At 61.0% G+C, this 22,644-nt stretch carries 19 protein-coding genes and 1 tRNA gene; 6 read left to right on the plus strand and 14 right to left on the minus strand.

Annotated features, from left to right (window positions below; genetic code table 11):
• Positions 1 to 288: 288 nt before the first annotated feature.
• Positions 289 to 975 (minus strand): TetR/AcrR family transcriptional regulator C-terminal domain-containing protein, encoded by a 687-nt coding sequence (locus tag NKJ37_RS23280; RefSeq protein ID WP_023811958.1) that lies wholly within the window; start codon positions 973 to 975, stop codon positions 289 to 291.
• A gap of 189 nt (positions 976 to 1,164) precedes the next feature.
• On the opposite strand from NKJ37_RS23280, the gene NKJ37_RS23285 reads away from it, so the two are divergent.
• Both NKJ37_RS23285 and NKJ37_RS23290 read left to right on the plus strand, forming a co-directional pair.
• Positions 1,165 to 1,647, plus strand: a complete 483-nt coding sequence (locus NKJ37_RS23285; protein ID WP_023811957.1) for a RidA family protein — start codon at positions 1,165 to 1,167, stop codon at positions 1,645 to 1,647.
• 382 nt (positions 1,648 to 2,029) lie between these two features.
• On the plus strand, positions 2,030 to 2,683 hold the full coding sequence (locus NKJ37_RS23290) for a GNAT family N-acetyltransferase (RefSeq protein ID WP_245273240.1): 654 nt from the start codon (positions 2,030 to 2,032) through the stop codon (positions 2,681 to 2,683).
• Between the two features lie 13 nt (positions 2,684 to 2,696).
• Here the strand turns inward: NKJ37_RS23290 and NKJ37_RS23295 are convergent, their stop codons facing one another.
• From NKJ37_RS23295 to NKJ37_RS23325, 7 genes are all read right to left on the minus strand, one after another.
• Positions 2,697 to 3,515: an MBL fold metallo-hydrolase gene (locus NKJ37_RS23295; RefSeq protein ID WP_023811955.1), complete on the minus strand. Its 819-nt coding sequence runs from the start codon at positions 3,513 to 3,515 to the stop codon at positions 2,697 to 2,699.
• 3 nt (positions 3,516 to 3,518) lie between these two features.
• A complete protein-coding gene (locus tag NKJ37_RS23300; protein WP_023811954.1) occupies positions 3,519 to 4,313 on the minus strand; it encodes a TatD family hydrolase in 795 nt (264 codons plus the stop codon).
• Complete coding sequence (metG, locus tag NKJ37_RS23305) at positions 4,313 to 5,863, minus strand: methionine--tRNA ligase (protein ID WP_023811953.1); 1,551 nt, start codon at positions 5,861 to 5,863, stop codon at positions 4,313 to 4,315. Before metG ends, NKJ37_RS23300 begins: the two co-directional genes overlap by 1 nt.
• 90 nt (positions 5,864 to 5,953) lie before the next feature.
• The gene (locus tag NKJ37_RS23310) at positions 5,954 to 7,009 is read right to left on the minus strand and encodes a DNA polymerase III subunit delta' (protein ID WP_023811952.1); all 1,056 of its coding nucleotides are present in this window, start codon (positions 7,007 to 7,009) and stop codon (positions 5,954 to 5,956) included.
• Positions 7,006 to 7,680 carry a dTMP kinase gene (gene tmk / locus NKJ37_RS23315; protein ID WP_352775177.1) on the minus strand — a complete coding sequence of 225 codons (675 nt, stop codon included), beginning with the start codon at positions 7,678 to 7,680 and terminating at the stop codon, positions 7,006 to 7,008. Before tmk ends, NKJ37_RS23310 begins: the two co-directional genes overlap by 4 nt.
• 137 nt (positions 7,681 to 7,817) lie before the next feature.
• Positions 7,818 to 8,981 carry a D-alanyl-D-alanine carboxypeptidase family protein gene (locus NKJ37_RS23320; RefSeq protein ID WP_164892962.1) on the minus strand — a complete coding sequence of 388 codons (1,164 nt, stop codon included), beginning with the start codon at positions 8,979 to 8,981 and terminating at the stop codon, positions 7,818 to 7,820.
• A gap of 103 nt (positions 8,982 to 9,084) precedes the next feature.
• On the minus strand, positions 9,085 to 10,317 hold the full coding sequence (locus NKJ37_RS23325; protein WP_023811949.1) for a septal ring lytic transglycosylase RlpA family protein: 1,233 nt from the start codon (positions 10,315 to 10,317) through the stop codon (positions 9,085 to 9,087).
• A gap of 376 nt (positions 10,318 to 10,693) precedes the next feature.
• On the opposite strand from NKJ37_RS23325, the gene NKJ37_RS23330 reads away from it, so the two are divergent.
• From NKJ37_RS23330 to NKJ37_RS23345, 4 genes are all read left to right on the plus strand, one after another.
• A complete protein-coding gene (locus NKJ37_RS23330) occupies positions 10,694 to 11,029 on the plus strand; it encodes a hypothetical protein (RefSeq protein WP_128304492.1) in 336 nt (111 codons plus the stop codon).
• 468 nt (positions 11,030 to 11,497) lie between these two features.
• Positions 11,498 to 11,587: transfer RNA gene (locus NKJ37_RS23335), tRNA-Ser, on the plus strand.
• Positions 11,547 to 12,914, plus strand: coding sequence for an integrase (locus NKJ37_RS23340; RefSeq protein WP_352611758.1), 1,368 nt, complete (start codon positions 11,547 to 11,549; stop codon positions 12,912 to 12,914). Before NKJ37_RS23335 ends, NKJ37_RS23340 begins: the two co-directional genes overlap by 41 nt.
• A gap of 1,278 nt (positions 12,915 to 14,192) precedes the next feature.
• Positions 14,193 to 14,393: an HGGxSTG domain-containing protein gene (locus NKJ37_RS23345; protein WP_352461333.1), complete on the plus strand. Its 201-nt coding sequence runs from the start codon at positions 14,193 to 14,195 to the stop codon at positions 14,391 to 14,393.
• A gap of 453 nt (positions 14,394 to 14,846) precedes the next feature.
• On the opposite strand, the gene NKJ37_RS23350 is transcribed toward NKJ37_RS23345, so the two are convergent.
• From NKJ37_RS23350 to NKJ37_RS23375, 6 genes are all read right to left on the minus strand, one after another.
• Positions 14,847 to 16,823: a D-apionate lactonase family protein gene (locus tag NKJ37_RS23350; protein ID WP_352630691.1), complete on the minus strand. Its 1,977-nt coding sequence runs from the start codon at positions 16,821 to 16,823 to the stop codon at positions 14,847 to 14,849.
• Entirely contained in the window at positions 16,820 to 17,914 is a 1,095-nt protein-coding gene (locus NKJ37_RS23355) for an ABC transporter ATP-binding protein (RefSeq protein ID WP_023811943.1), read from the minus strand. Before NKJ37_RS23355 ends, NKJ37_RS23350 begins: the two co-directional genes overlap by 4 nt.
• 11 nt (positions 17,915 to 17,925) lie before the next feature.
• The gene (locus tag NKJ37_RS23360) at positions 17,926 to 18,732 is read right to left on the minus strand and encodes a carbohydrate ABC transporter permease (protein ID WP_245273237.1); all 807 of its coding nucleotides are present in this window, start codon (positions 18,730 to 18,732) and stop codon (positions 17,926 to 17,928) included.
• A gap of 41 nt (positions 18,733 to 18,773) precedes the next feature.
• Complete coding sequence (locus NKJ37_RS23365) at positions 18,774 to 19,775, minus strand: carbohydrate ABC transporter permease (protein WP_245273236.1); 1,002 nt, start codon at positions 19,773 to 19,775, stop codon at positions 18,774 to 18,776.
• A 27-nt stretch (positions 19,776 to 19,802) separates the two neighbouring features.
• Positions 19,803 to 21,458, minus strand: a complete 1,656-nt coding sequence (locus NKJ37_RS23370) for an extracellular solute-binding protein (RefSeq protein WP_127296120.1) — start codon at positions 21,456 to 21,458, stop codon at positions 19,803 to 19,805.
• Between the two features lie 120 nt (positions 21,459 to 21,578).
• A complete protein-coding gene (locus NKJ37_RS23375; RefSeq protein ID WP_352442883.1) occupies positions 21,579 to 22,631 on the minus strand; it encodes an NAD(P)-dependent oxidoreductase in 1,053 nt (350 codons plus the stop codon).
• Between the last annotated feature and the right edge of the window lie 13 nt (positions 22,632 to 22,644).

A 22,644-nucleotide genomic window follows, 5' to 3' on the forward strand; every position in this document is an offset into this window, starting at 1 on the left:
AGAGGAAACAACGCATGTCAGGCAAAAAGGTTTGCGCAAAAGATCGACTTGCCGAGAGGATTCCGGCCAGCGTTTGGCAACGCGTAACGACGACATCGCCAGCTGCACCAATTCAGCTGCAATGCAGCCGCGCCAGCCACCGCCGCGATGGGATCGAGCACCGGGGCTTGCCCGCTGCCTGCGCCGCCTTGGCGGCGAGCCAAACGTAATGATGTGGATTGGGAAGCTATTGCGTCAAACTGGCAAAGCAGCGCCATCCGGTCTACTCCGGGCGTAGCCGCCGGAATTCTATCTTGGCGACAGCCCATCGAGCAGGAAGTCGAGGCCTTTTCGGAAGGCGCCATCCCAATCGTTGTCCAACAGCAGACGAGAGCGTTCGATTGTCGGGTAGTGTTCGCTGAGATGTGTAAGACGCTGCTGTGCGGCTGCCCTGTCTTCTTCCGAGAGGTCGAAGCTTGCCCGGGTGAGGGTGGCGCCCATCACATAATTCCAGAGCGACCATATCGCGGCGTTCAGATTCGCGTCGGCAACACCGGCTCTGGACAAGGTCTTGCTCAACATTTCCAGGCGGCTGAGAATGTTCGGGCCGAGCGCCCGGCGCGGCAACAGCGATGCCGACCAAGGATGGCGCAACATTCTGGCGCGCCAGTCTTCGAGCATATGAACGACGTCTCCACGCCAGTCCGGAGACTCACCTGTTTCAGGCGATCCGCGATGTTCGAGCACCGAATCGAGTGCTAGATCAAAGACATCCTCCTTGTTGTCAACGTGCCAATACAGGCTCATCACACCCGAGCCGAGGCGATCGGCCAGCCGACGCATTGTCAATCCGTCTATGCCCTGGGCGTCCAGCAGTTCCACGGCGATCGCCACGATACGCTCTCGAGACAGCGGCGGCTCGCTGCTCGCCTCCTGGATGGGTTGAAGCTTTGTCCGTTGCGATCGTTTGCTGGCACTGCGGGGTTTGGCTGCCATCTGTCTTCCTTGCTGGCCGAACGTCGATTTTGGCAGGCACCGTCAGGAATGTCGACGCTGATCGCTTGACTAGTACGATGTACCATACGATGACTCGTACATCGCACGATTCATCGTATGAGCGATCTGGTTTAAAGTTCATGCCGGCGGCGAGTGCGTTATTCGCAGTCAGCAGAGCCAGGAGAAATCATGTCACGCGCAATCAAGCATCTGCTTATCGGAGGGCTAATCATCATGACCATTGCAGTTCCCACTGCGTCGCCGGCGAACGAGTTCAAGCTGACCATCATCAATCCACAGACGCTCTACGACCCGTCGCCGAATGGCTACAGCACCGCCGTGATCGCACCGCGCGGAGCTCGGATTGCCTACATTTCCGGGCAGGGCGGCCAAGACAGCACAGGAGCCTTGTCACCCGATTTCGCCGTCCAGGTTAAGCAGGCCTACGCAAATTTGCATGCGGCGCTCGGGGGCATCGGCGCCAAGCCGGATCAGGTGGCGAAGCTCACGGTCTTCGTGGTCGACCACGACATGTCCAAGCTCGATGTGTTAACCAGGAACGTCAAGGACATGTTCGGCGAGGCGTTGCCGGCGCAGACACTGGTTCCCGTTCCCAAGCTTGCAATCGACCCCATGCTTTTCGAGGTGGAAGCCACCGTTATTCTGGAATAGGGAGCCTGATCGCCCCAACTGACATGGGGTCGAGCACGCCGCCGACAGCCGCGCGTTGGAACCACCAATTCATTTTGGCTCCCACGAAGCAAAGCCGTCACGACGCATACACTCTATTGCTATTGCCGCCGCATCCAAAAGTCGCATAAGATAGATTATGGAACTAACGCATCGGTCAAGAACTGGAAATTGCCGCTGATTCTCATAGGCTTGAGCCGATTGTGCCGTATTGCCTTGAGCGGATGGCCAACGCTAGGCTGTCGAAATGAAGATGGCAAACAGCGAGATCGAAGCGGCGATCGAAGTGTTCGTGCATGGCTTCAGCGCCGACAGAAGCCGCACCTTTCCTTACGAGGCCAGCCGCGTTGGACGCTTGTGGCTGATGCGCGATGCCGAGCGCAAGAATCTTCGTGACTACCGCGGCGAAGAATGGGTCGTCCATGACGTCGCCGCTCAAGAAGCCGATGCCGTCGTGCGGCAGCATGCACGGCCGGGCTTTGCCATTTCCGTTGTGATCGCGAACGAGGATCCGGACGGGCCGACACGAACCGCCTACAAAGCTCTCGGCTACCGGCTGCTTCGGACCGAAGGTTTTTTCGTCCACCGGTTGCGCCGGATTCCGAGCCCGCCAGCGGTTGCGGGCGCTTCGGTCGAACGCGTGCAGACAGCCGAACGGGCGGCGGCGCAGTTGGGAAAGATCATCCGCAGACAGCCGATCCCGGATCATTTGCTCGGCGACAGCGCGCCGTTGCGCCAGTATGTGGCAGTCGATGGCGCCGATATCGTTGGGCGCGTGCGCAGCTTGGATGCCGTGGAAGCCACGTGGTGTTCGAGCATGTATGTCGAGCCTTCGCACCGGCGTCGCGGCATTGGCCAGGCTTTGATGTCGAAAATGTTGCACGACGATCGGGCGCGTGGGTCGAGGTGCTCGGTGCTGGCTGCAACCCACGCCGGGGCTCTGCTTTATCCCCGGATGGGCTACGAACGGATCGGAACGCTGCTGATATTCGCACCAATGAACCGAAAGCCTGTATGAAAGTCTATTCGCATCACGCTGATTCGTAAGGGATTTCAATCGCCATCCCATCATAGGCCGGCTCGACGTTGGCGGGTGTCTCGGCCATCACCGTGGCGTAGTCGAGCGGCACGTGCATATGTGTCAACACCGCATGTATCGGCGCCAGCCGCTCGATCCATTCAAGCGCTTCGCCAAGGGACAGGTGACTGGGATGCGTCCGGTACTGCAGCGCGTCGATGATCAGCACGTCGAGGTCGCGCAGCCGTTCGGCGGTGGGTTCCGGAAAGTCGCTGATGTCGGGACAATAGGCGAGACCGCCAATGCGGAAACCGAGCGATACGATGTCGCCGTGGATCTGCGGCAGCGGCTCAAGGGTGAGGGTACCCCCCTCTCCTTCGATGACCACCGGCCTGGTGTGGTCGATGAGATGCGGCCTGACGATCGGCGGATAGGAACTGCCTTGCGGCGTCTCGAAACAGTATCCGAACGCTTCCCGCAACCGAAGCATCGTCGCCCTGTCGGCATGGACGTCGATCAGTTGGCGCTGATCGAGAACGAAACCGCGCAGATCGTCGATGCCATGGATGTGGTCGGCATGCGGGTGGGTATAGACGACCGCATCGACACGTTTAACGCCGGCCAGCAGCATCTGCTGCCGAAAATCCGGCCCCGTGTCGATGACGACAGTCGTGCGGCTGCCGTTCGCCGCGATCCGCTCGACGAGTGCGGCGGCACGCGTGCGCCGGTTCTTGGGGTTGTCGGGGTCGCAATTGCCCCAGTCGCCGGTGATGCGCGGCGTACCTGGGGACGAGCCGCAGCCGAGAATGGTGAGGCGCAGCCGGTCGGTCATCGTTCAGGCACTTTGCTCTACAGGCCGCGGCATCTTGCCGAACAGCCGGAAGAAATTATCCGTCGTCAGATCAGCGATTTCAGCTTCGCTGACGCCGATGGTTTCGGCCAGCACCTTGGCCGTGTGCGCGACATAGGCGGGCTCGTTGCGTTTGCCGCGAAACGGCACGGGCGCCAGATAGGGCGCGTCGGTTTCGACCAGCAGCCGGTCATGCGGCACATCGGCGGCAATGGCGCGCAACTCAGCTGAATTCTTGAAGGTGAGGATACCCGAGAACGACACGTAGCCGCCGAGAGCGACGCCAATTTCGGCGAGCCGATGTCCGGAAGAAAAGCAATGCAGGATGAAGGGGAAGGCGCCCTTCCCCGTTTCGGCCTTGAGGATCGCTGCCATGTCGTCGTCGGCGTCGCGCGAATGGATGACCAGCGGTAGGCCGGTCTCGCGCGCGGCTGATAGGTGGGTGCGAAAGCCTTGCGCCTGCGCATCGCGGGGCGCTTTGTCGTAGAAGTAGTCCAGCCCGGCCTCGCCGATGGCCACCACTTTCGGGTGCGCGGATAGCCGCACAAGCTCCTCGACCGTGATATCCAGCTCTTCGGCCGCATTGTGCGGATGAGTGCCGACAGAGCAATAGACTTCGTCGAAAGTTTCAGCGATCTCAAGTACTTGCGGAAACCGCCTCACGCGTGTCGAGATCGTCACCATACGGTCGATTCCGGCGGCTAACGCGCGGGCGACGATGGCCGCCCGCTCCTCGGCGAAGTCGGGAAAGTCGAGATGGCAGTGACTGTCGACGAGCATCAGACGTTCGCGTCCGGCTGTTCGACATAACGTGGAAACACCCCTTCCGGTACGGGCAACGCAGTGCCGGGCACCAGCGCATGGTCAGCATGGACATGCGCGAAAGCGCGGCTCTCCGCCGGCACCGCCAACAGGTCGAGCAGTTTCGCGGCCGATCCCGGAGTGAAGGGCTGACACAGCACCGCCACGCGGCGCACGACTTCGGCGGTCGTCCACAGCACCGTTTCCATGCGCGCAGGGTTGGTCTTTTTCAACGCCCATGGTGCCTCGCCGGCAAAGTAGCGATCGGCTTCCGCCACCACGCCGAAGATCGCCGCCAGCGCCAGATGGATGCCCTGCTCGGCCATCGCCTTGCGCGCGATGTCGAGAGCGGCGACGGCCTGATCCAGGATTGCTCTGTCTGCATCCGTCAGGTCGCCGCGCTGCGGCACCACGCCGCCGCAGTTCTTGGCGATCATCGACAGCGAGCGTTGCGCAAGGTTGCCGAGGCCGTTGGCAAGATCGGCATTGGTGCGGTTGACGATCGCGTCATGGCTGTAGCTGCCGTCGTTGCCGAAGGGCACCTCGCGCAGGAAGAAGTAGCGCACCTGGTCGAGGCCGTAGTGCTCGACCATCGCGAATGGATCCACGACGTTGCCAACCGATTTCGACATCTTCTCGCCGCGGTTGAACAGGAAGCCATGCGCGAAAACGCGGCTCGGCAACTCAATGCCCGCCGACATCAGAAATGCCGGCCAATAGACCGCATGGAAGCGGACAATGTCCTTGCCGATGATGTGCGTGGCCGGCCAATAGCGCCATTGCTCGGCCTTTGTGTCGGGATAGCCGGCGGCGGTGATGTAGTTGGTCAACGCGTCGACCCAGACATACATCACATGTTTGTCGTCGCCGGGCACCGGCACGCCCCATTTGAAGGTGGTGCGCGAGATCGACAGATCCTTCAGCCCGGACTTGACGAAGCTGAGCACCTCGTTGCGGCGCTCGGTGGGACCGATAAAGTCTGGCTGGCTCTCATAAAGGGCCAGCAATTTTTCCTGATAGGCGGAAAGCCGAAAGAAATAGCTTTCTTCCTCGTTCCATTCGACGGGCGAGCCGAGCGGTTCGCGACGCACGCCATCCTCGCCGAGCGTCGTCTCGCTCTCGTCGAAATAGGCTTCCTGGCGCACCGAATACCAACCGCTATAACGGTCGAGATAGATGTCGCCATTGGCGGCCATCGCCTTCCAGATCGCCTGACAGGATTCGTAGTGGCGCGGTTCCGTCGTGCGGATGTAGTCGTCGTTCGAGCCACCCATCGCCTCGGTCATCGCGCGGAAAATCGCCGAATTGCGGTCGGCCAGCGCCAGCGGCGTTATGCCTTCCTTCTCGGCCGTTTGCTGCATCTTCAGGCCGTGTTCGTCGGTACCGGTCAGGAAGAAGACGTCCTTGCCGTCCAGGCGCTGGAAGCGTGCCAGGGCGTCGGTTGCAATGACCGTATAGGCGTGGCCGATATGCGGCTTGCCGTTCGGATAAAAGATCGGGGTGGTGATGTAGAACTTGTCGCGTGACATGAAGGAACCGTCATGAATGTCTGAATGGAAAGGCGTGGCGGTGGATATCGTATCGAGGCAGCATTTGCCATCCCGATCCAGGAAACCCAGTCACATTCGCATTGCAGAATTCAGGCGGTCGATCATGATCAGGGCGTGCTGCTTCTTGTCGAGATTGTAGGTATCGGTCTCAGATATAGCGTCCAGCGCCTCATGCCAAGTGTCGGACAACGTTTTGGCCCGTGCGAGATCGCCCGCCAGTGCTGCCTGACTTGCCGCGTCCGACAACAGGTCCAGCGCCCGGCGGTTGAAGATATCGAACTGGATCGCCTGATCGCGGCCAGCCACGGCTTCGGCGAGGCGAAACGCGCCGCCGACATCGCTCTTTCTGCCGGTGACCAGAGCGTCGAGCGTGGAGGCGATCTCCAGCCCGCCATACTGCGTCAACAGGATCGCGTTCCGGGCGCTGCCCCCTGCCCGCCCGACCAGTGCCGCGCGAGCCGCCGGATCGTCAGGCGGCGCGGGCTCGGTCGTTTCCAGCACCGTCATCAGGTCGTTGGCGTCGAGCGGGTTCAATCGCACCACCTGACAGCGCGACCGGATCGTCGGCAGCAGGCTGCCCGGCGCGTGGACAATCAGGATGAACAGAGTCCGTGCCGGCGGCTCTTCAAGATTTTTCAGCAACGCATTGGCCGCATTGGTGTTCATGTCATCGGCGGGGTCGACGATGACGACCCGATAGCTGCCGTCGTGCGAGGTCAGCGACAGGAAGCGGCTGACCTTGCGTATCTCATCGACGGTGACGACTGTCTTGAAACTCTTGGTCTTGTCGTTCAGCGGCCGGGTCAGATGCAGCACGGAAGGATGCGCCCCGGTGGCGATCTGGCGAAACAGCGACGAAGCCGGATCGGCAGTGGCAAGGCTTTCCGGCGCCTGCGCAAAATCCGGGTGCTTCAGCAGATGATGCGCAAGGTGGAAGGCGAGCGTCGCCTTGCCGATGCCGACTGGCCCGGAGAAGATCAGCGCATGCGGCAGCTTGCCCGCACGATAAGCGGCGGTGAGCACGCCTGCAGCTTGGCTATGCCCGACCAGAACGGGCGTTTCGGAGGGCTCCGGCACGCCGTCGAGCGTGTCGTGCTGCTCGGGTGCGATGCGTTCGAAGATCATGCCGGCGTTGCCTGCCTGTCGCGTGCCGGCGTTCTCGCCGCCAGTGCCGCGAACACCGCCGCGGTGACGACGTTCTCGACCGCGTCGAACTCGGCGGCTGCGTCGACGACGATGCAGCGCTCCGGCTCGGCCTTGGCGATCGCCAGAAACGCCTCGCGGCGGGCCTGATGGATCGCCAGCGTCTCCTTTTCGAAGCGGTCGGCGACTGCCTCGGTGCCGCGCCGCAGCGTTGCGCGCCTCAGGCCTTCCGCCGGATCGATGTCGAAGATCAGCGTCATGTCCGGCATCATGCCGTTGATGGCGACCTGCTCCAGCGCATCCATGAACGCCGAATCGATGCCGCCGGTGACGCCCTGGTAGACGCGCGAGGAATCGAGGAAGCGGTCGCAAAGCACGATGGAACCACGCTCGACCGCCGGCCGGATGAGCTGCTCGACATGATCGGATCGCGCGGCGGCGAAAAGCAGCGCTTCCATCTTCGGTCCGAACGGTTCGGCCGCGCCCGAAAGCAGCACATGCCTGACGGCTTCGGCGCCCGGCGAGCCGCCGGGTTCGCGGGTAAGCAGCACATCGTATTTCTTGGCGCGCATCTTCCTGGCCAGCCGCTCGATCTGCGTCGACTTGCCTGCCCCCTCGCCGCCTTCGAAGGTGATGAAAAAACCGCGTGCCAACCGAGAGGCCTTCTTGTCCATGGCTGAATGGGATTGTAGCGCTCTAGATAGTCCGCGTTCGGCCAAACGTCCATGCCGTCAATTTTTGCCCTTGTGCAGTCGCCCCCAAAACCATGGCTGGTTTTGAGTGATATGCGTTATCGCAGCCAGCCGACCGCCAGTTCCTTGACGGCATCGAGTGCGCGCTGCGGCAGCGTGCCGACGCCGATCGATTCGGCGGCGAAAAGCGGTGTCTCCTGGCTGAGCGTATCGCCGATCCAGACGCGCAGCGCACCCACCGGCTGCCCCTCCTCCACCGGTGCAGCAACCGGGCCGTTGTAGACGATCCTGGCCGTCAGCTTGTCGCGGTTGGTGATCGGCAGGAAAATGTCGATCGGACCCTTGGCCTTCAGCGTCACCCCGGATTTCGCTCCGCCGAAAACCTGGGCTTCTCCAACCACCTCGTCCTTGGCGAAAATTTCAGTCTTCTCGAACGAGCGGACACCCCAGTCGAGCAGCTTTCGCGCTTCCTCGGCGCGCTCCTTGTCCGAGGCCAGCCCGCTCATCGCCGCGATCACGCGGGTACCATTGTGGCTGAGCGAACCGACGATGCCGAAACCGGCTGCCTCGCTCGCACCGACCGCCAGGCCGTCGGCGCCGATGTCCATCGCCAGCAGCGGATTGCGGTTCCTCTGTGAGATCTTGTTCCAGGTGAAATCCTTCTGGCTGTAATAGCGATAGAGATCCGGATAATCGCGCCACAGGTGCAGGGCGAGCTGCGCCAGCTCGCGCATGGTCGTCTGTTGGCCATCCGCCGGCAGGCCGGTCGAATTGACGAAAGTCGACGTCTTGAGGCCGATCTGGCGGGCCCGTTCGGTCATCTGCGCGGCAAAATTGTCCTCGGATCCCGACATGCCTTCGGCGATGACGATGCAGCCGTCATTGGCCGCCTGCACGGTCACGCCCTGAATCAGGTCTTCGAGCCGGATCGACGACTTGAGCTTGGCGAACATTGTCGATGTTCCCGAAGGCGCGCCACCCTTGCGCCAGGCGTTTTCGCTGACAACGAACGTATCGTCGAGCTTCAGGCGACCGGACTTGATGGCGTTGAAAACCACTTCCATGGTCATCAGCTTGGCCATCGAGGCCGGCGGTATCGGCTTGTCGGCATCCTTGGAAAACAGCACCGTCCCGGTCTCGGCGTCGATCATGAAGGCCTGTGCGGCCTTGGTCTCGAACAGCTGCGCACCGGCCGGAGCCTGGAAAAACAGCAGCAGGCCAAAAACCAGAAGCCCGGCGAGCGGGAGCAAGCGCAATTGCATGATGTTCGACCCGTTGGCCGGCACCGCCGGCAAGCCCGCAAAAAGTATCGGGCTTTTTGCACGGCGGATCAACCGCGTAGCGGAAATCCAGCCTGGCTTGTGCTCAGTTGCGCACAGCCAGCGCATCGGGAGCGCCATGCGACCAGGCAGCCTGCAGCAAATCATCCAGGTTGTGATGGCCATCGGGATAGAGATTGACCGAATACCAATCCTCGCCGTCGAGTTCCGAACGCTGGATCTCGATCTTGCCGAAGGCGGCAAGCTGAGCGGCAATACGCTTGGCTTCTCCGGCATCCTCGAACGAACCGGCAGCAACGTAGTCGGTGGACGGACCGGCCGGTGGCGGCTGCCGCTTCCACGATTGGAGCACGTCGGCCGGCGACATGCCGTCGCTACCCATTGCGGCGAAGGCATTTGAGGCGCGTTCGACCCGCTCGTCGGCATAGGACAGCGAGGCCACGGCAAACGGTGATTGCGGCGGCAGATTGATCTGCGGGCGCTCCGGCACGATCGGGCCGAAATCCGGAAGCGCCAGATCGCCATAGGCCGAGGACTGCGTCGACATGACCGGCTGGACAGCGCCGGAATCGGTCAACTGGCCCGGAAACGGCACGGCGGCGGCGCCCGCAGGCAGGCTTGGCGACGGCCCGTTCATGGCGACCATGACGCCGGTCGGCAGTCCATCCGACGGGTCTGGCGCCCTGTTGCCGGGATGGTAGGAAGCCATCAGATACTGGTCGTCATCGCCGTCGAGCGGCGCGCGGCCGACATATTCGACCTTCACCTGAGCGGTGCCGGTGTTGGCATAGTCAAGCATCTGGGCAGCGCGCTCCGAGACATCGATGATGCGGCCTTCGTGATATGGGCCGCGATCGTTGACGCGAACGATGACCGAACTGCCGGTCTTGAGATTGGTGACGCGGGCATAGCTCGGCAGCGGCATGGTCGGGTGCGCCGCCGTTAGATGGGTCATGTCGTAGACTTCGCCATTGGCGGTAAGCCGGCCATGGAAGGCGTCGCCATACCAGGAGGCCAGGCCGACCTTGGCGTAGCGCTTGTCTTCCCGGGGGTAATACCACTTGCCGCGGACCTGATAGGGTTTGCCGAGCTGATCCCTGCCGCCGCCACGTTGGATGCGCCCATTCTGGGAGATCACACGCGGGCTTGCCTTCACGCCATATTCGGATTCGGCGAAATATTCTTTGGAGCGGGTCTTCTTGTAGACCATCGCTTTCGGCTCGGGCTGCGACGCACAAGCCGCCAGCAAGGCGGCCGACATGGCGAACAACGCGACTGCAGCAGCGCGACGAAGACGCGGTTGCGTCACAGCCTGCATTTTCCTGATGTCCCCTTCAGTCTTGACCTAGACGTCGTGTCCAACCGTCGAAGAAGCCGAAACACTCACCCGACCAATACAACGACGCCTTTGAACCCCGATCCTTTGTGCGCAGGAATTGCTTATCACGGTATTAACCGATTGTGGCTGCAACCGGGCAAGATTGTGGCGTCTCCACCGTGAAAGCCTTCTGAAAAGTAACGGTTTTCGTGCTTCCACGCGAGAGATGTGATGCCCTCTGCCACAAAGAGCCTGGCTTCGCTCCTGCCGCCCATGCCTGCCGTTGACCAAGCTTTGACGGGCAGCGGACCGACCGTCGGAACAAAGAAATGCGCCGCTAGTTTCTTCCGCAGGGCACTCGAACAGAAGGACGAGCATGATGAAAATGGCTTCATTGACAATCGCGATCGCAATGTCACTTTCTGCCGGGTCTGCGATCGCCGCATGCCCGGACAAGTCGGCTTCCAACGCAGGGACGGATTCCGAACAGACCGCCGGTATTTCGAAAGATGGAACTCATGCGCCTTTAGAGACCCCAAAAGCGTCGGACAGCACGGGCAAGCCAGCCGCCAAGGATGGCGCCACGATGCCGTTGGCGGGCGCCGAAGGCGGCGGCGACAAGAATCTTGCAACCTCGCAGCAGGACATTGAGGCGCAGCAGCATGGTGATAAGGCCGCGGCGGCAAAGGCGGACGAAAGCTGCAAAGACTGAGGAACACGCAGGCCGGAGCCGATTTGCAGCTTCGGCCTTCCTCACGAGCAGCTGTTCCCTTGGCGAACTGAATTTTTTGGGGAAATGCCGCAGCTCTCCCAAGAGGTTGACCTATAGGGATTAACCCGCCCCGCCCGGTTGCAAGGATGGTTCTGGCGATAGCTGGACTGCGCCCTTGCCTGGGGCGCTGCATGGAAGCACTGCAGCGCCTCACAATCTCGGGCAACGCCCGCGGCGGGCTTCTTCTTCATGCACCATTGGACCGCGATGGTCCCGGTGCTCGATCCCGACAAGCTCAGAGTCTGCCCAGGACAGCAGGAAGCGACGCAGCGGCGGTTGACGCAGCCCTCAATGCCGCTTTACAGGAATGAGGCGTGAACCAGCCGGGAGCGCCTTCGGTGCCAATCCGGTGCCAACAGGCCAAACGGGTTGGCCCCCGCGCTACCCAAGTGGTTGAAAAATCACGATGGAGGAATGGCCGAGCGGTTTAAGGCACCGGTCTTGAAAACCGGCGTGGGTGCAAGCTCACCGTGGGTTCGAATCCCACTTCCTCCGCCAACTGGCGCCCCTGCAAGATCCGCCAAAGGCGCATAAGCGCGACGGCACCTGGTACCTCGTTCGCCGTGTTCCGAAGGAATTCGCCGAGCTCGATCGCCGCGTCCTGGTCCGCATCAGCACCGACATTCCGATCGTAAACGATCCCCGTGGCATTCGTGCCAAGGAAGTAGTGCAGCGCCTCCACGTCGAGCTCGATGCGTATTGGGGAGGGCTTCGCGACGGTCAATCTGGCGAAGCTCGCTTGCGTTTCGAGGCGGCCCAGCAGCGGGCGAAAGCCCTGAGGCTGGTCTATCAGACGAATGCCGAGCTCGCTGAAGGCGCGCGCGATGATATTGTCGACCGCATTAGACTGCTCCTCGACAGGAACGTCATTGAGGACGAGCGGGAGGTGGCGGCCGCCCTGGGTGGTGAGGAGCGGCCGGCGATCCGCCTCACGGGGCTGGTTGCAGAATTCGAGAAGATCGAGGCCCAAAGCCTCAATGCCATGTCCCCGAACCAGCTCCGAAAGTGGCGCAATCCGAAAAAGCGCGCCGTTGGCAACCTTATCGAGGTTGTGGGCGACATGAACATAGCCGCCCTCACCCGGAGCCACGCCATACAATTTCGCGAGTGGTGGCAGAAACGCATACGCGTGGAAAGTCTCGACATCGGCACCGCAAACAAGGACATTGGCCACGTGTCGAAGATGCTGACCACTGTCGACATGGCACATCAGCTGAATTTGCCGCCGGTGTTCAAGAAATTGCGGCTATCGGGACAGGTCGCGGTCCAACGAGCGGCTTTCGAAGCGGCTTTCGTCCAAGACAAGATCCTTGCCGACCGCGCGCTGGCGGAACTCAACGAGGAGGCCCGTCACCTTGTGCTGCTGATAGCGGACACCGGCATGCGTTTGTCGGAGGCGGCGAACCTTCTGCCGCACCGCATCTTGCTAGATCACGCGGTGCCACATGTGCAGGTGAGGCCCGATGGACGCGTGTTGAAGACAGACCACTCCCTGCGCGACATTCCGCTCGTGGGTTGCGCGCTCGCCGTAATGAAGCTCCACCCCAAAGGGTTTCCGCGCTATCTCGACAAGGCCGACTCGCTCTCTGCCTTGGTCAACAAGTTTCTTGACAATGCGAATCTCCTGCCGACTGATGACCACTCTCTCTACAGCCTGCGGCACACATACGAGGATCGGCTGACGGCCGTGGAGGCGCCCGAAAAGGTCGTGGCCATGCTGATGGGCCACAAATGGCATCGGCCAAAATACGGTTCTGGCCCGACGCTCGAGCAAAAGCAGTTCTGGCTGAAGAAGATCGCGTTCAAACCGCCGGCGCATCTTTGACCTCCCGCGCATCATTGCGGTGAGGACCGCCGCGTTATCATCGTGGCGCGCTTGAGCTCGACGGCGCGCTCCAGATGCTCGAACAACGGCACGTATGCGCTCTCAGGGGTACAGTCACGCTTGTATATGCGGTGCTCTCCGATTAATGGCCGTGAGCCGAGAACAAATCCGAGAGGCCGAAGGATGTATGGCGATGTCGTTAGGGAAGAACTCAATCTCCAGCCTTCGGCCCTCATCCGCTCCGAAGCTGAGTACATCCTCGACTTCCGTGATGCTGACGCCCTCTGAGCTCGACTTGCTTCGGCAACAGTCGAAAGAGACGGGCGACTTCGCGCGAAAAGCCTTCGAGGGTCTACGCCCCAAGGCAGCGAAATCGGCCTATGCGGCTGGGGTGCCGTCGACGGTGACACCGAGCAGACGCGCCTGAGTTTGGAGCGACCGGACGGACACCGCCGGCGGCTACTACACGCCTAGAGACGCAATCGTACCGCGCTGGACAGCGGCCGGCCCAATGCGGCCTACCACGAGGCGTTCCACCGCCTGCAGGCGCTGTTTCTCACCGATGCCGAGCCTCGGCTAAGATTTCTACGACGCTGGACGGGATCGAAGCGGCCCGTGCTTTTGCCAGCTCTGGAGAGCCACCATTTTTACGTTTACCTGCTTACGTCTCCGTACCAGACCAGTGGGGGCTGCTGTCAGCTCCCCGATGCTCATGCCATTGCAGAGAGCCGCCTAAATGAAAAACAGCTGTCATTGGCTCGAACTGTCCTTATCGAAGATCGTTTTGTCATCTACGATCCAAAGACTGAAGAATATTTCATTATCGACTGGTTCAAAGATAACCCGCCGTGAAAAACATCGGCTTGGCCTGATAATGCAAATCGACAAGAATGTAAGCAAGCGAGTTCGTGGAGCGGCGCTATCCGAGCTTGAGCGGCTTTGCCCAGTAAAGCTAAAAGATGAATCAGAGGTACTCCCATTCAAATCGGGTATTCATAATACCGCAATCGTCCGAAATGCTGGGTCTTTGAAACGCTCTCAGTGAGCCATCCTATCGAGACCCTGTCGCTGCCCTACCCTATCGATACCTTATCCATACCCCATCGATACCCTATCGATACCCTATCGACACAGAGACAGAGATAGAGACCATACAAGACGGAAATCCAACGAAACAAAAAATCTTACCTAAACCATTTTGAAAAATGTTTGCCGCGAGCGGCGAAGCTACCCTGTTCCGCGTTGGAGCGAAGGATCGAACATGGAGGACAGAACCAGTTGGCCCAAGACTACACCGAGACATGCGAAGCTAAAACTAGGAGGGGGACGGAATGCAGAAACGCAGCTGTGCCTGGAAAGCTCAGATGTCGGTTTCATGGTGGGCTGAGTACAGGCCCCACATCCCAAGGAGGAAAGGATAGGATAGCCGAAGCGCAGCGGTATCGTTGGGAGAGGTGGAGAGCTGCGGCTGATTCCTAGCAAATTGGCTTGGCAATCGTCGGCGCTCAACGAATGACTTGACTCCTCAACGGACATATTCGGACGGGTTTGAATGGGTCAACAATCCGCTTGAATGAATCAAGATGCAAACGGTGCCACTCCATGGGGTGTTACGATTATGTTGACTTTTGTTGACCTGAAAATCGTTTCGGTGAACGGGTTTCCAGGCACATGCTGAAGCGCACGTAGTGGCCAGGGGGCATTGAGGCGCGTGAGGCTTGCCCGGCGCAGCCAGGGCAAACCAGGCTCACGGACGTTTTGCACGGCAGACCAGGTCTCAATCATCTGCTGCTTTCGCGCGCTATGCCTTTGAATTGACCAACGATGGGGTTGGGGGTCAAAGCGAGATTGATCCCAAGCGCGGCCTTAGGGCCTCATAGAACTATCACCCTCATCTTTGTTGGGGTTTTGGCCAACTAAGCGAAGATCGGGCTAGGCCGAAGACGGCCGATCGAGGTCGACTCGCGCGACGGCGTAGGCGTCAAGCGAGATGAATTGGTCATCCAGCGGTCTTGCGGAAATTTCCATGAAGTTGGGATCGGTTGCCGCCTGCTCGAACTGCTCGGCGCCGAGAAGAGCAATACGGGCGCTGCTCGGCGCATCCGAAAGCCGCACAGATTGCGTCTTGGCGGTGAGGTTAGCGACCCACAGGGTCACGCCCCGATCGTTTTCAGCTGCGATCGTCACAACGCCGTCAGCGCCGAAAGTTCCTACGGACAGCAAGGTGGCTCCGCCGAGCTTTGAGAGACCAGCCAAGACATGGAAAGCGGGATAGACCGTTCGGGAATCCTGCTGGTCAAACCATGGCTGCACGAAGTCAGCCTTCCTATGGATTTGGCCAAATGGACCGGTGAAGTCACCGAAGACGACGGCCTCGATGCCCTCGCGAGCGCATGCGGCGAAATAGCCGACGATCCAGGCCGCATTGAACAGCCCGCGCTGACGAGGATCGATGCGCGATAGGCAGACGCGACCATTCGCTTCGTTCTGCGCCGTGGAGGCACCGTAAGGGTTCTCGCGGCAGCCGAGCTGACTGGGACCCACACGCAGCGGCAACCCGCCCATGAAGGAACGGGCAGAGCGGATCAGGTGGGGAATGGCCTCAAGCGTCTCCATCACTGACACATCGTCGGCAGCGTGCACGCTTGGACAGGTGGTAAAGGTCGCGTAGTCGAGCGCCTCGCTTGGCGGGCGCTTGCGATTGAGCTCGGTGAAGTACGCGGCCATGCCGCCGCCGACCGGTACACCCGGGAAAGCCCGGCGCGCTGCCGAGTAGCTTTCCTGGAAGCTCGGCATGGCCGGCCATGCTGCTCCCGGCTGTACCGATTTCATGTCCTGCGCCGGAAAGACGCAGATAGCTTCTAGATTGAGGCCGAGGCGACGGACAGCATCCGCGACCGGCTTCAACTCGCCGAAGGGATCCAGCGTTCCCCTGGTTATGATCTCCAGCACGACGCTTGCACCAATCAACCGGGTCAGCGCTGCGTACCGTTCAAGTTCATCGTGGCCGTGCCCGAGACGGAGATCGACCTGGCAGGCTATCCACTGCGGAGCCAATTGCCGAATTAGATCGGAGTTTCCAAGGGCGTGCCTGGCCTCGTCGGCGGCGACGCCGACGCCAATGCGAGGCACTCGGCCGGCCGGTCCGCCAATCGTCACTTTGATCGGCGGGTCAGGATTTTCAGACATCGGCGCAAGAAGCGTCCCCGACATATGCAGCCGGACGGCCTGGGTGAATTTCTGGCCCTTGGGCAGTCTGTAGGGCCACGGGCGACGCAAGGGACGAACATAGGTTTTATAGGATGCGTCAGACCAATTGCGTTGATCCTCCATCTCAAAGGCATCACCATCCATGGTGCAGGTGGCCCAGATCCCAGGCGCGATCTCATGTGACAACGCGCGCACGTCGGTGAACGGACATTCCGGATCAATAAAGTCCGGAAAATGCGAAAGCCTTTCGAGACCATCTTGATGCAGGACCCGCACCGGCTTGCCGGCCAAATCTGCTATGGGATGCAGCACGACGAAGCCGGTCCGGTTGGTCAAAAGGTCGGTCTCAGGCTCTGCTTCTGTCACAAACGACAGCGCACCATCGCTACTGCCCGAGACGCGTGCCCGGTAAACCAGGCGGCCGGATGTTGCGGCACATGTTGCACGGTATTCAATGGCGAACGCATCCGGCCTCTCGTCGATCCGCAGATCATCGAGAACGGGGGTACATGTTCCCCAGTTTTCGTCCCGTACAAGAAACGAGATTCCGCGCAAGATCTCGATCGTCCCGATGCGGATGTAGCGCAACGCCCCATTGTCGAACGCGACCGACAAGGATCCGGCGCGCAGTGTGCGCAGCGGTGCCTCGTGCTGTTCGGTGCCACATAAGCGGACTGCCAGGGAAGCTGTCGAGGTCAAATTGCCCGCTCCGTCGTGGCGTCGAAGATCGAGGCCCGGTTCATGTTGATGTCGATCGCAAGCTTCTCGCCCGGACGGCTGACGTCGTGCGCCTGCAGCTCAGCCATCACCGGCGCGCCAGCCAGTCGGAATGTCGCGTAGCTGCGCGAGCCGGTCGGCTGCAGCAGGTCGATCGTTGCCTCATAGCGAAACGTGCCCTGCTCCGGTGTGGCAGTGTGCGCCCGAGTGAGATGTTCTGGCCTCAACCCGAGCAGCACCTGCTGTCCGTCTGCGACGCCCTTCAGCCCCCTGCCCGGCGCTAAGGGCAGCAGCGCGTCCGCGAGCCGGATGGCGGCGGCGCTTCCGTCCAAGGCAAGGTTGCCTGGCAGGAAGCTCATCCGCGGCGAACCCAGAAACCCAGCGACGAAGGTTGAGGCCGGGTGCTCGAACAACTCGAGTGGCGCGCCCTGCTGCTCTATCAACCCGTCGCGCATCAGCACGATGCGGTCAGCCAACGTCATCGCTTCGATCTGGTCATGGGTGACGTAGATCATCGTTGTGGCAATGTCCTGGTGAAGGCGTTTGATTTCGCCGCGCATTTCGTCGCGAAGCTGTGCGTCGAGATTGGACAGTGGCTCGTCGAACAAAAAGATGAGGGGGTTGCGGACTATGGCGCGGCCGATGGCGACGCGCTGACGCTGGCCACCGGACAGCTGACGCGGAAAACGCCCCAGCAAGGGAGTGATGCCAAGCATGCGTGCCGCCTCGGCCACGCGCACCTCGACCTCTGGCTTCGGCATCTTGCGAGCCTTGAGGCCGAAGCCAATGTTCTTGGCCACGCTCATATGCGGATAGAGCGCATAATCTTGAAACACCATTGCCACGTCGCGATCGCGCGGCCGGAAATCATTGACCACTTCGCCGCCAATCTCGATCGTGCCTTGTGAGCTCTCCTCCAGTCCTGCGATGGTCCTCAGCAGAGTGCTCTTGCCGCATCCGGAGGGTCCAACCAGGACAGTGAACTCGCCGTCGGGGATGTGGAGGTCAATGCCGCGCACCGCATGGAAGGCGCCGTAGCGCTTGTGCAAGCCGGTGATTCTGACTTCGGCCATGCCTTCCCTTCCTATCCGCGAACGGCGCCGAGCGTCAGCCCGCGCACGAGATGTCGTTGAGCAAGCACTCCAAGGGCGATCGATGGCACAAGGGAGACAATGGCAAGGGCTGCGGCTTCACCATATTGTGCGCCCTGGAAGCCGATGAAGGCTCGGAAGACCGTTGGCAGCGTAAAGGCAGTTCGGCTGGTCAAAATCAGAGCGAAGAAGAACTCCGTCCAGCAGGCAATGAAGGCGAAGACAGCCGCCGCGACGATGCCTGGTGCTGCGAGCGGCACGGCAACGCGCCAGAACGCCTCCCATCTCGTGCAGCCATCGACGAGGGCCGCCTCCTCCATCGACTTCGGCATGCCGCGGAAATAGGCAAACATCATCCAAACCGACACCGGTAGCGTGAAGACCGTGTAAGCTAGGATCAGCCCGATATGGGTGTCGTACAGCCCGACGCCACGATAGATAAGGAATACCGGCAGGACGATGCCTATCGGTGGCAGGAAGCGCTGCGACAGGACCCAGAAGGACAGATGCCGGCCGCCCGTGTTGTAGCGCGCCAGACTATAAGCCATCAGCGTGCCGATCAGTGCCGAAAGCACCGTCGCCGAAAGCGAAATAATCAGGCTGTTGATAAGCCCGTCGAGACCGCGATAGGTGAACAGCGCAGCTTCGTAGTGGACAAGCGTCGGTGCGGCAGGGAACCAGACAGGCGGTACGGTGAGGTAGTCGTCGCTGGGCTTGATGGAGGTGTTGAACATCCAGTAGAGCGGCCACAGCACAAACACCAGGAAGAACCCCAGCAGCAGAATTCGGCCGATCGGCAACGACCGGCGTTTCCTGCGGCGGGCGGGCGCGACGGCGGCCATTAGACCGGTTCTACCTTCAAGAGCCGACGCACCAGCAACGTCACGATGAGCGCCGTAAAGATCAGGAACAGCCAACTTCCTGCTGTTGCTTGCGATAGATGAAACTGCGTGAAGCCGACGGTATAGAGATAATAGGAGGCCGTGTAAGTTTGTGTTCCCGGGCCACCGCCTGTCATGATGAAAATGGTATCGAACATACGGATTGCGTCGAGCAGACGGAAGGTCAGGGCCAGCAGCATCATCGGCCCGAGATGCGGGAGCGTGATCGCCCAAAAAGCCTGCCAGGCGTTGACGCCGTCAAGTTCTGCCGCCTCATAGAGATTGGGTGGGATTGCGGTCAGCCCAGCGAGCAGGATGACGAACATGAACGGCGTCCACTGCCAGACATCGGCGATGATCAGCGAGATATAGAGCCACGGGCGCTCCGTCATCCATCCTATCGTAACCTCCTGCCCCAATAGTTGCGTCAGGATATAGTTGGTCGGTCCGAAAGGCCGCTGTAAAAGCAGCGTCCAGGCCTGGCCGACGATGACCGGGCTGATGAACAGCGGCACGATCAGGATCGACATGATCACACCGCGGCCCGGAAAGCTGCGCACCATTGTCAGCGCCACCAGGAGACCGAGCACGAATTCGATAGCGACGCTGATGCCCGACAGCCATGCTGTCAGCAACAGCGACCAACGTGCTACTGGATCGAACACGACCCGCTCAAAGTTCTTCAATCCGACAAAGGCGTGGCCCGGCACCTGGAAGTCGTAGTTGATGAAAGATACCACCAGCGAGAACAGAAGCGGATAGATCGAGAGCGCCAATATCAGCAGCACCGCGGGCGCCACCAGCAGCCACTTGAAGTGACGGTCTGCCCATTGGGCAAAGGCAGACAGCCGGGGCGGTGCGCCGGCGGCCTTCAAGCGACGGATCGTGGCGGTGGGCTGCATAGGCGTATCCAAAAATCGCCGCTTAGCGGGGAGGTGTTGCGAGCCAAGCGCCCGCAACACCAATTGCTCCAGACAGCATGCCTCCCCTCAGAGGGTGACCGCCATGCCAAGTTTTTCCACCGTGTTGTCGGCAGTGGCGCCAGGCAGTTTCAAGAACTCGGTGTAGAAGCCTTTCTGCGAATCCACACCCAGTCGGTCGGTCGTCTCGTTCCACTCGGCGGCGGCCGTTTCAAGCGACGCCTTCGCATCCGCCCCAGCCCACACCGCGGTGCACATGCGGTCGATGCTCAAGAAGTAGTCCTGCGCGCCTGGCATGATCGGATCGAGCAGACCGACATTTGCCGAGTTGTTGAGGTTGGCAAGGTACTCCTTGGCACTGGGGAAGAGCGCGCCGTAGAGCTCGGACTTGAAGTGCGAGATGCGGTATGGGTCGCGTAGCGCATAGGGCAGCATGCAACGTGCCAGCGAGACGGGTGGCGAGCATACCCATTGCATGAACAGATATGCCGCCTCTGGGTTGGGCGAATCCGCGGACAGTGCCTTGTTGTAGCCGGTCGCATGTTCCGGATTTCCCGGAACGACGGCATAGCCGACCTTGCCAGCGATCTGCGACTGCGGAATGAAGTTGATTGCCGTGGCGGACTGCGAATAGTTCGCCGCCATACGGCCGCTAGGAGGCCAGGAATAGATCATCGCGACTTTGCCGGTCAGGAAAGCCGCCCACAAGGAAACGGCGTCGAGCTCGTTGTTGCCGGGGATCGAGGCCTTGTTTGCGGCGAGCATGTTTGTCAGCGTCTTGACGCCGGCATCCGACACCAAGCCGGCCTTCATGTCGTCTCCGAACAGTTTTCCGCCGTTGGCGCGGTACTGCTGCAGAAAGTCGAACTGATTGCCAGGGCTGCCCGCCTTGCGGAAATGTCCCGCGCCATAAACCTTTGGCGCCATCTGGTCGGTAATGAACTGGGCGATCTGGGCATATTCTTCCCAGGTCTTCGGCGGTCCAAGCTTGGCGTTGAACTTCGCCTGGTAAGCCTCCACCATTTTCGGATCCTCGAAGATGTCCTTGCGGTAGTAGAGAGCGAACATGTCGCCGTCGTCGAAGAACCCCCAGATCTTTCCCTTGTAGGTCGGCAGCGCCTTGTACAGGGGATGATAGTCCTCGAGGTCTGCCGGGTTCATGTATTTGGCGATGTAGTCGTCTAGAGGGGCAATGACGCCGCCATCGGCAAGCGACGGTGTCCAGGCCGGCGAGATGTCGAGAACGTCATAGGCACCCGAGCCGGCGATGTGCTCGGCGACTGCCTTGGAGTACTGGTCAGGGTTCGACAGTTCGACGACATTCGACTTCATCCCGGTAAGCTGCTCCCACATCGGCCCACTGAAATTGCGCGGATCGAGTGCCTGCAGGCCAGCCTCGTAGGTCATGTTGAGGGTGACGCCCGAATGCGCCTTGGCCGCCTCCGCCGCGCGAAAGGCGGAACCGTCCGCCGGCCCTTCCTTCGATGCTTTTAGGGCTGCGGCCTGCGCCTGGCCGAGCGGCGACGTGGCGTCCGCCAATTCCAATGTTTGCTGCGCCATCGCCCAATCCGTCATCATCCCCAGCATCGGGCCGGACACGGCCAACATGCCGGTCATCTGACCGAAGCGGGTGATGAAAGTTCGGCGGGTGGTTTCGCCGCTCATGAAGGCGTCGACCTCTGCTTCGAGACCTGCCTGAAAGTCACGTTTTTCACGATCGTTCATAGTGCTTGGTCCTCCCATTTCCATTTGCTTCACTCGTCCGCCGGCGCTGCGGTCAAGCATTTCCTCCCGTAAGGTCGCCGCAAAGGGGCCGCGGCGGCGCGCCCAAAAATCAGTGTCCTCCTAGGTTCCGAAGCGGGCGGCGAGCCCCGACAGCCTGGTCTTCCACAGCTCGCTCGAAAGAACCTCGCGATTGACCACGCCGCGCGGCTCCCGACCGCGCTGCACCTCCATTACCGCTTTGACGTCGGCGGCACCGTTGCCGGCAAAGCACTGGTCGGTCCAGCAAAGTGCGTGCGGCGCCAGGATGACATTGTCGAGTTTGAGGATCGCATCGTCTGCGTCGGGAGGCTCTTGTTCCAGCACGTCGAGACCGGCGCCGGCGATGCGGCGCTCCTGCAGCGCTTGCGACAGCGCTTTCTGGTCGACGATCGGGCCGCGCGCGGTGTTGATCAGGTAAGCTGTCGGCTTCATCAGGGCGATCCGCTCAGCGTTGACGATGTGGTGGGTCTGAGGCGACAGGGGGCAACTGACCGACAGCACGTCGGCGCGGCGAAACAGATCCTCCAGCCCGACCAGCTCGACGCCCAGGTCGGCAGCGACCCTCTTGTCGGCAAACGGGTCATGGGCAATGAATTGCATGTCAAAGGGCTTCGCCAAGCGGAAGACCTCGGCACCGATGTTGCCGATGCCCAGTGACCCAAGCGAACGCCCGACGAGGCCGACCCCCATGTGATCGGAGCGCTTCTCGAAACCAACAGACCCTTTGCGGGTGAGCGCGTCCTTTGTCAGCAGTTTGCCGGTCAGTGCCAGCATGAAGGTGATGACGGATACGGCGACGGGGCGTCGCACGCCATCGGGCGTGATGACCAAGGCAATGCCGGCTGCGGTGCAGGCCTCAACGTCGACAGTGTCGTAGCCGACCCCGAAGCGGGCAACGACGGCCAGGCGCCCGCTCCTTGGGATGCTCGTGGCATCGAAGCGATGGGCGAGGAGGATCAGCGCATCGAAATCCTCAAGTTGGTCGGCGCGAAGCGGACTGTTTGACTCTAGGAACACCATCTCGACGCCTGTCGCATTGCGCAGTGGCACCAGATCGAAATCTGGGTAGGTCGGCGAGCCGTCCGGCTTGCGGAAATCACCGGAAAGCGCCACCCTGAATTTTACGCTGTCCATCGTCTCCTCCGCT

Origin of the sequence: Mesorhizobium sp. M0140 (assembly GCF_040322475.1) — a bacterium.
In the GTDB taxonomy this organism is placed as follows: Bacteria; Pseudomonadota; Alphaproteobacteria; order Rhizobiales; family Rhizobiaceae; genus Mesorhizobium.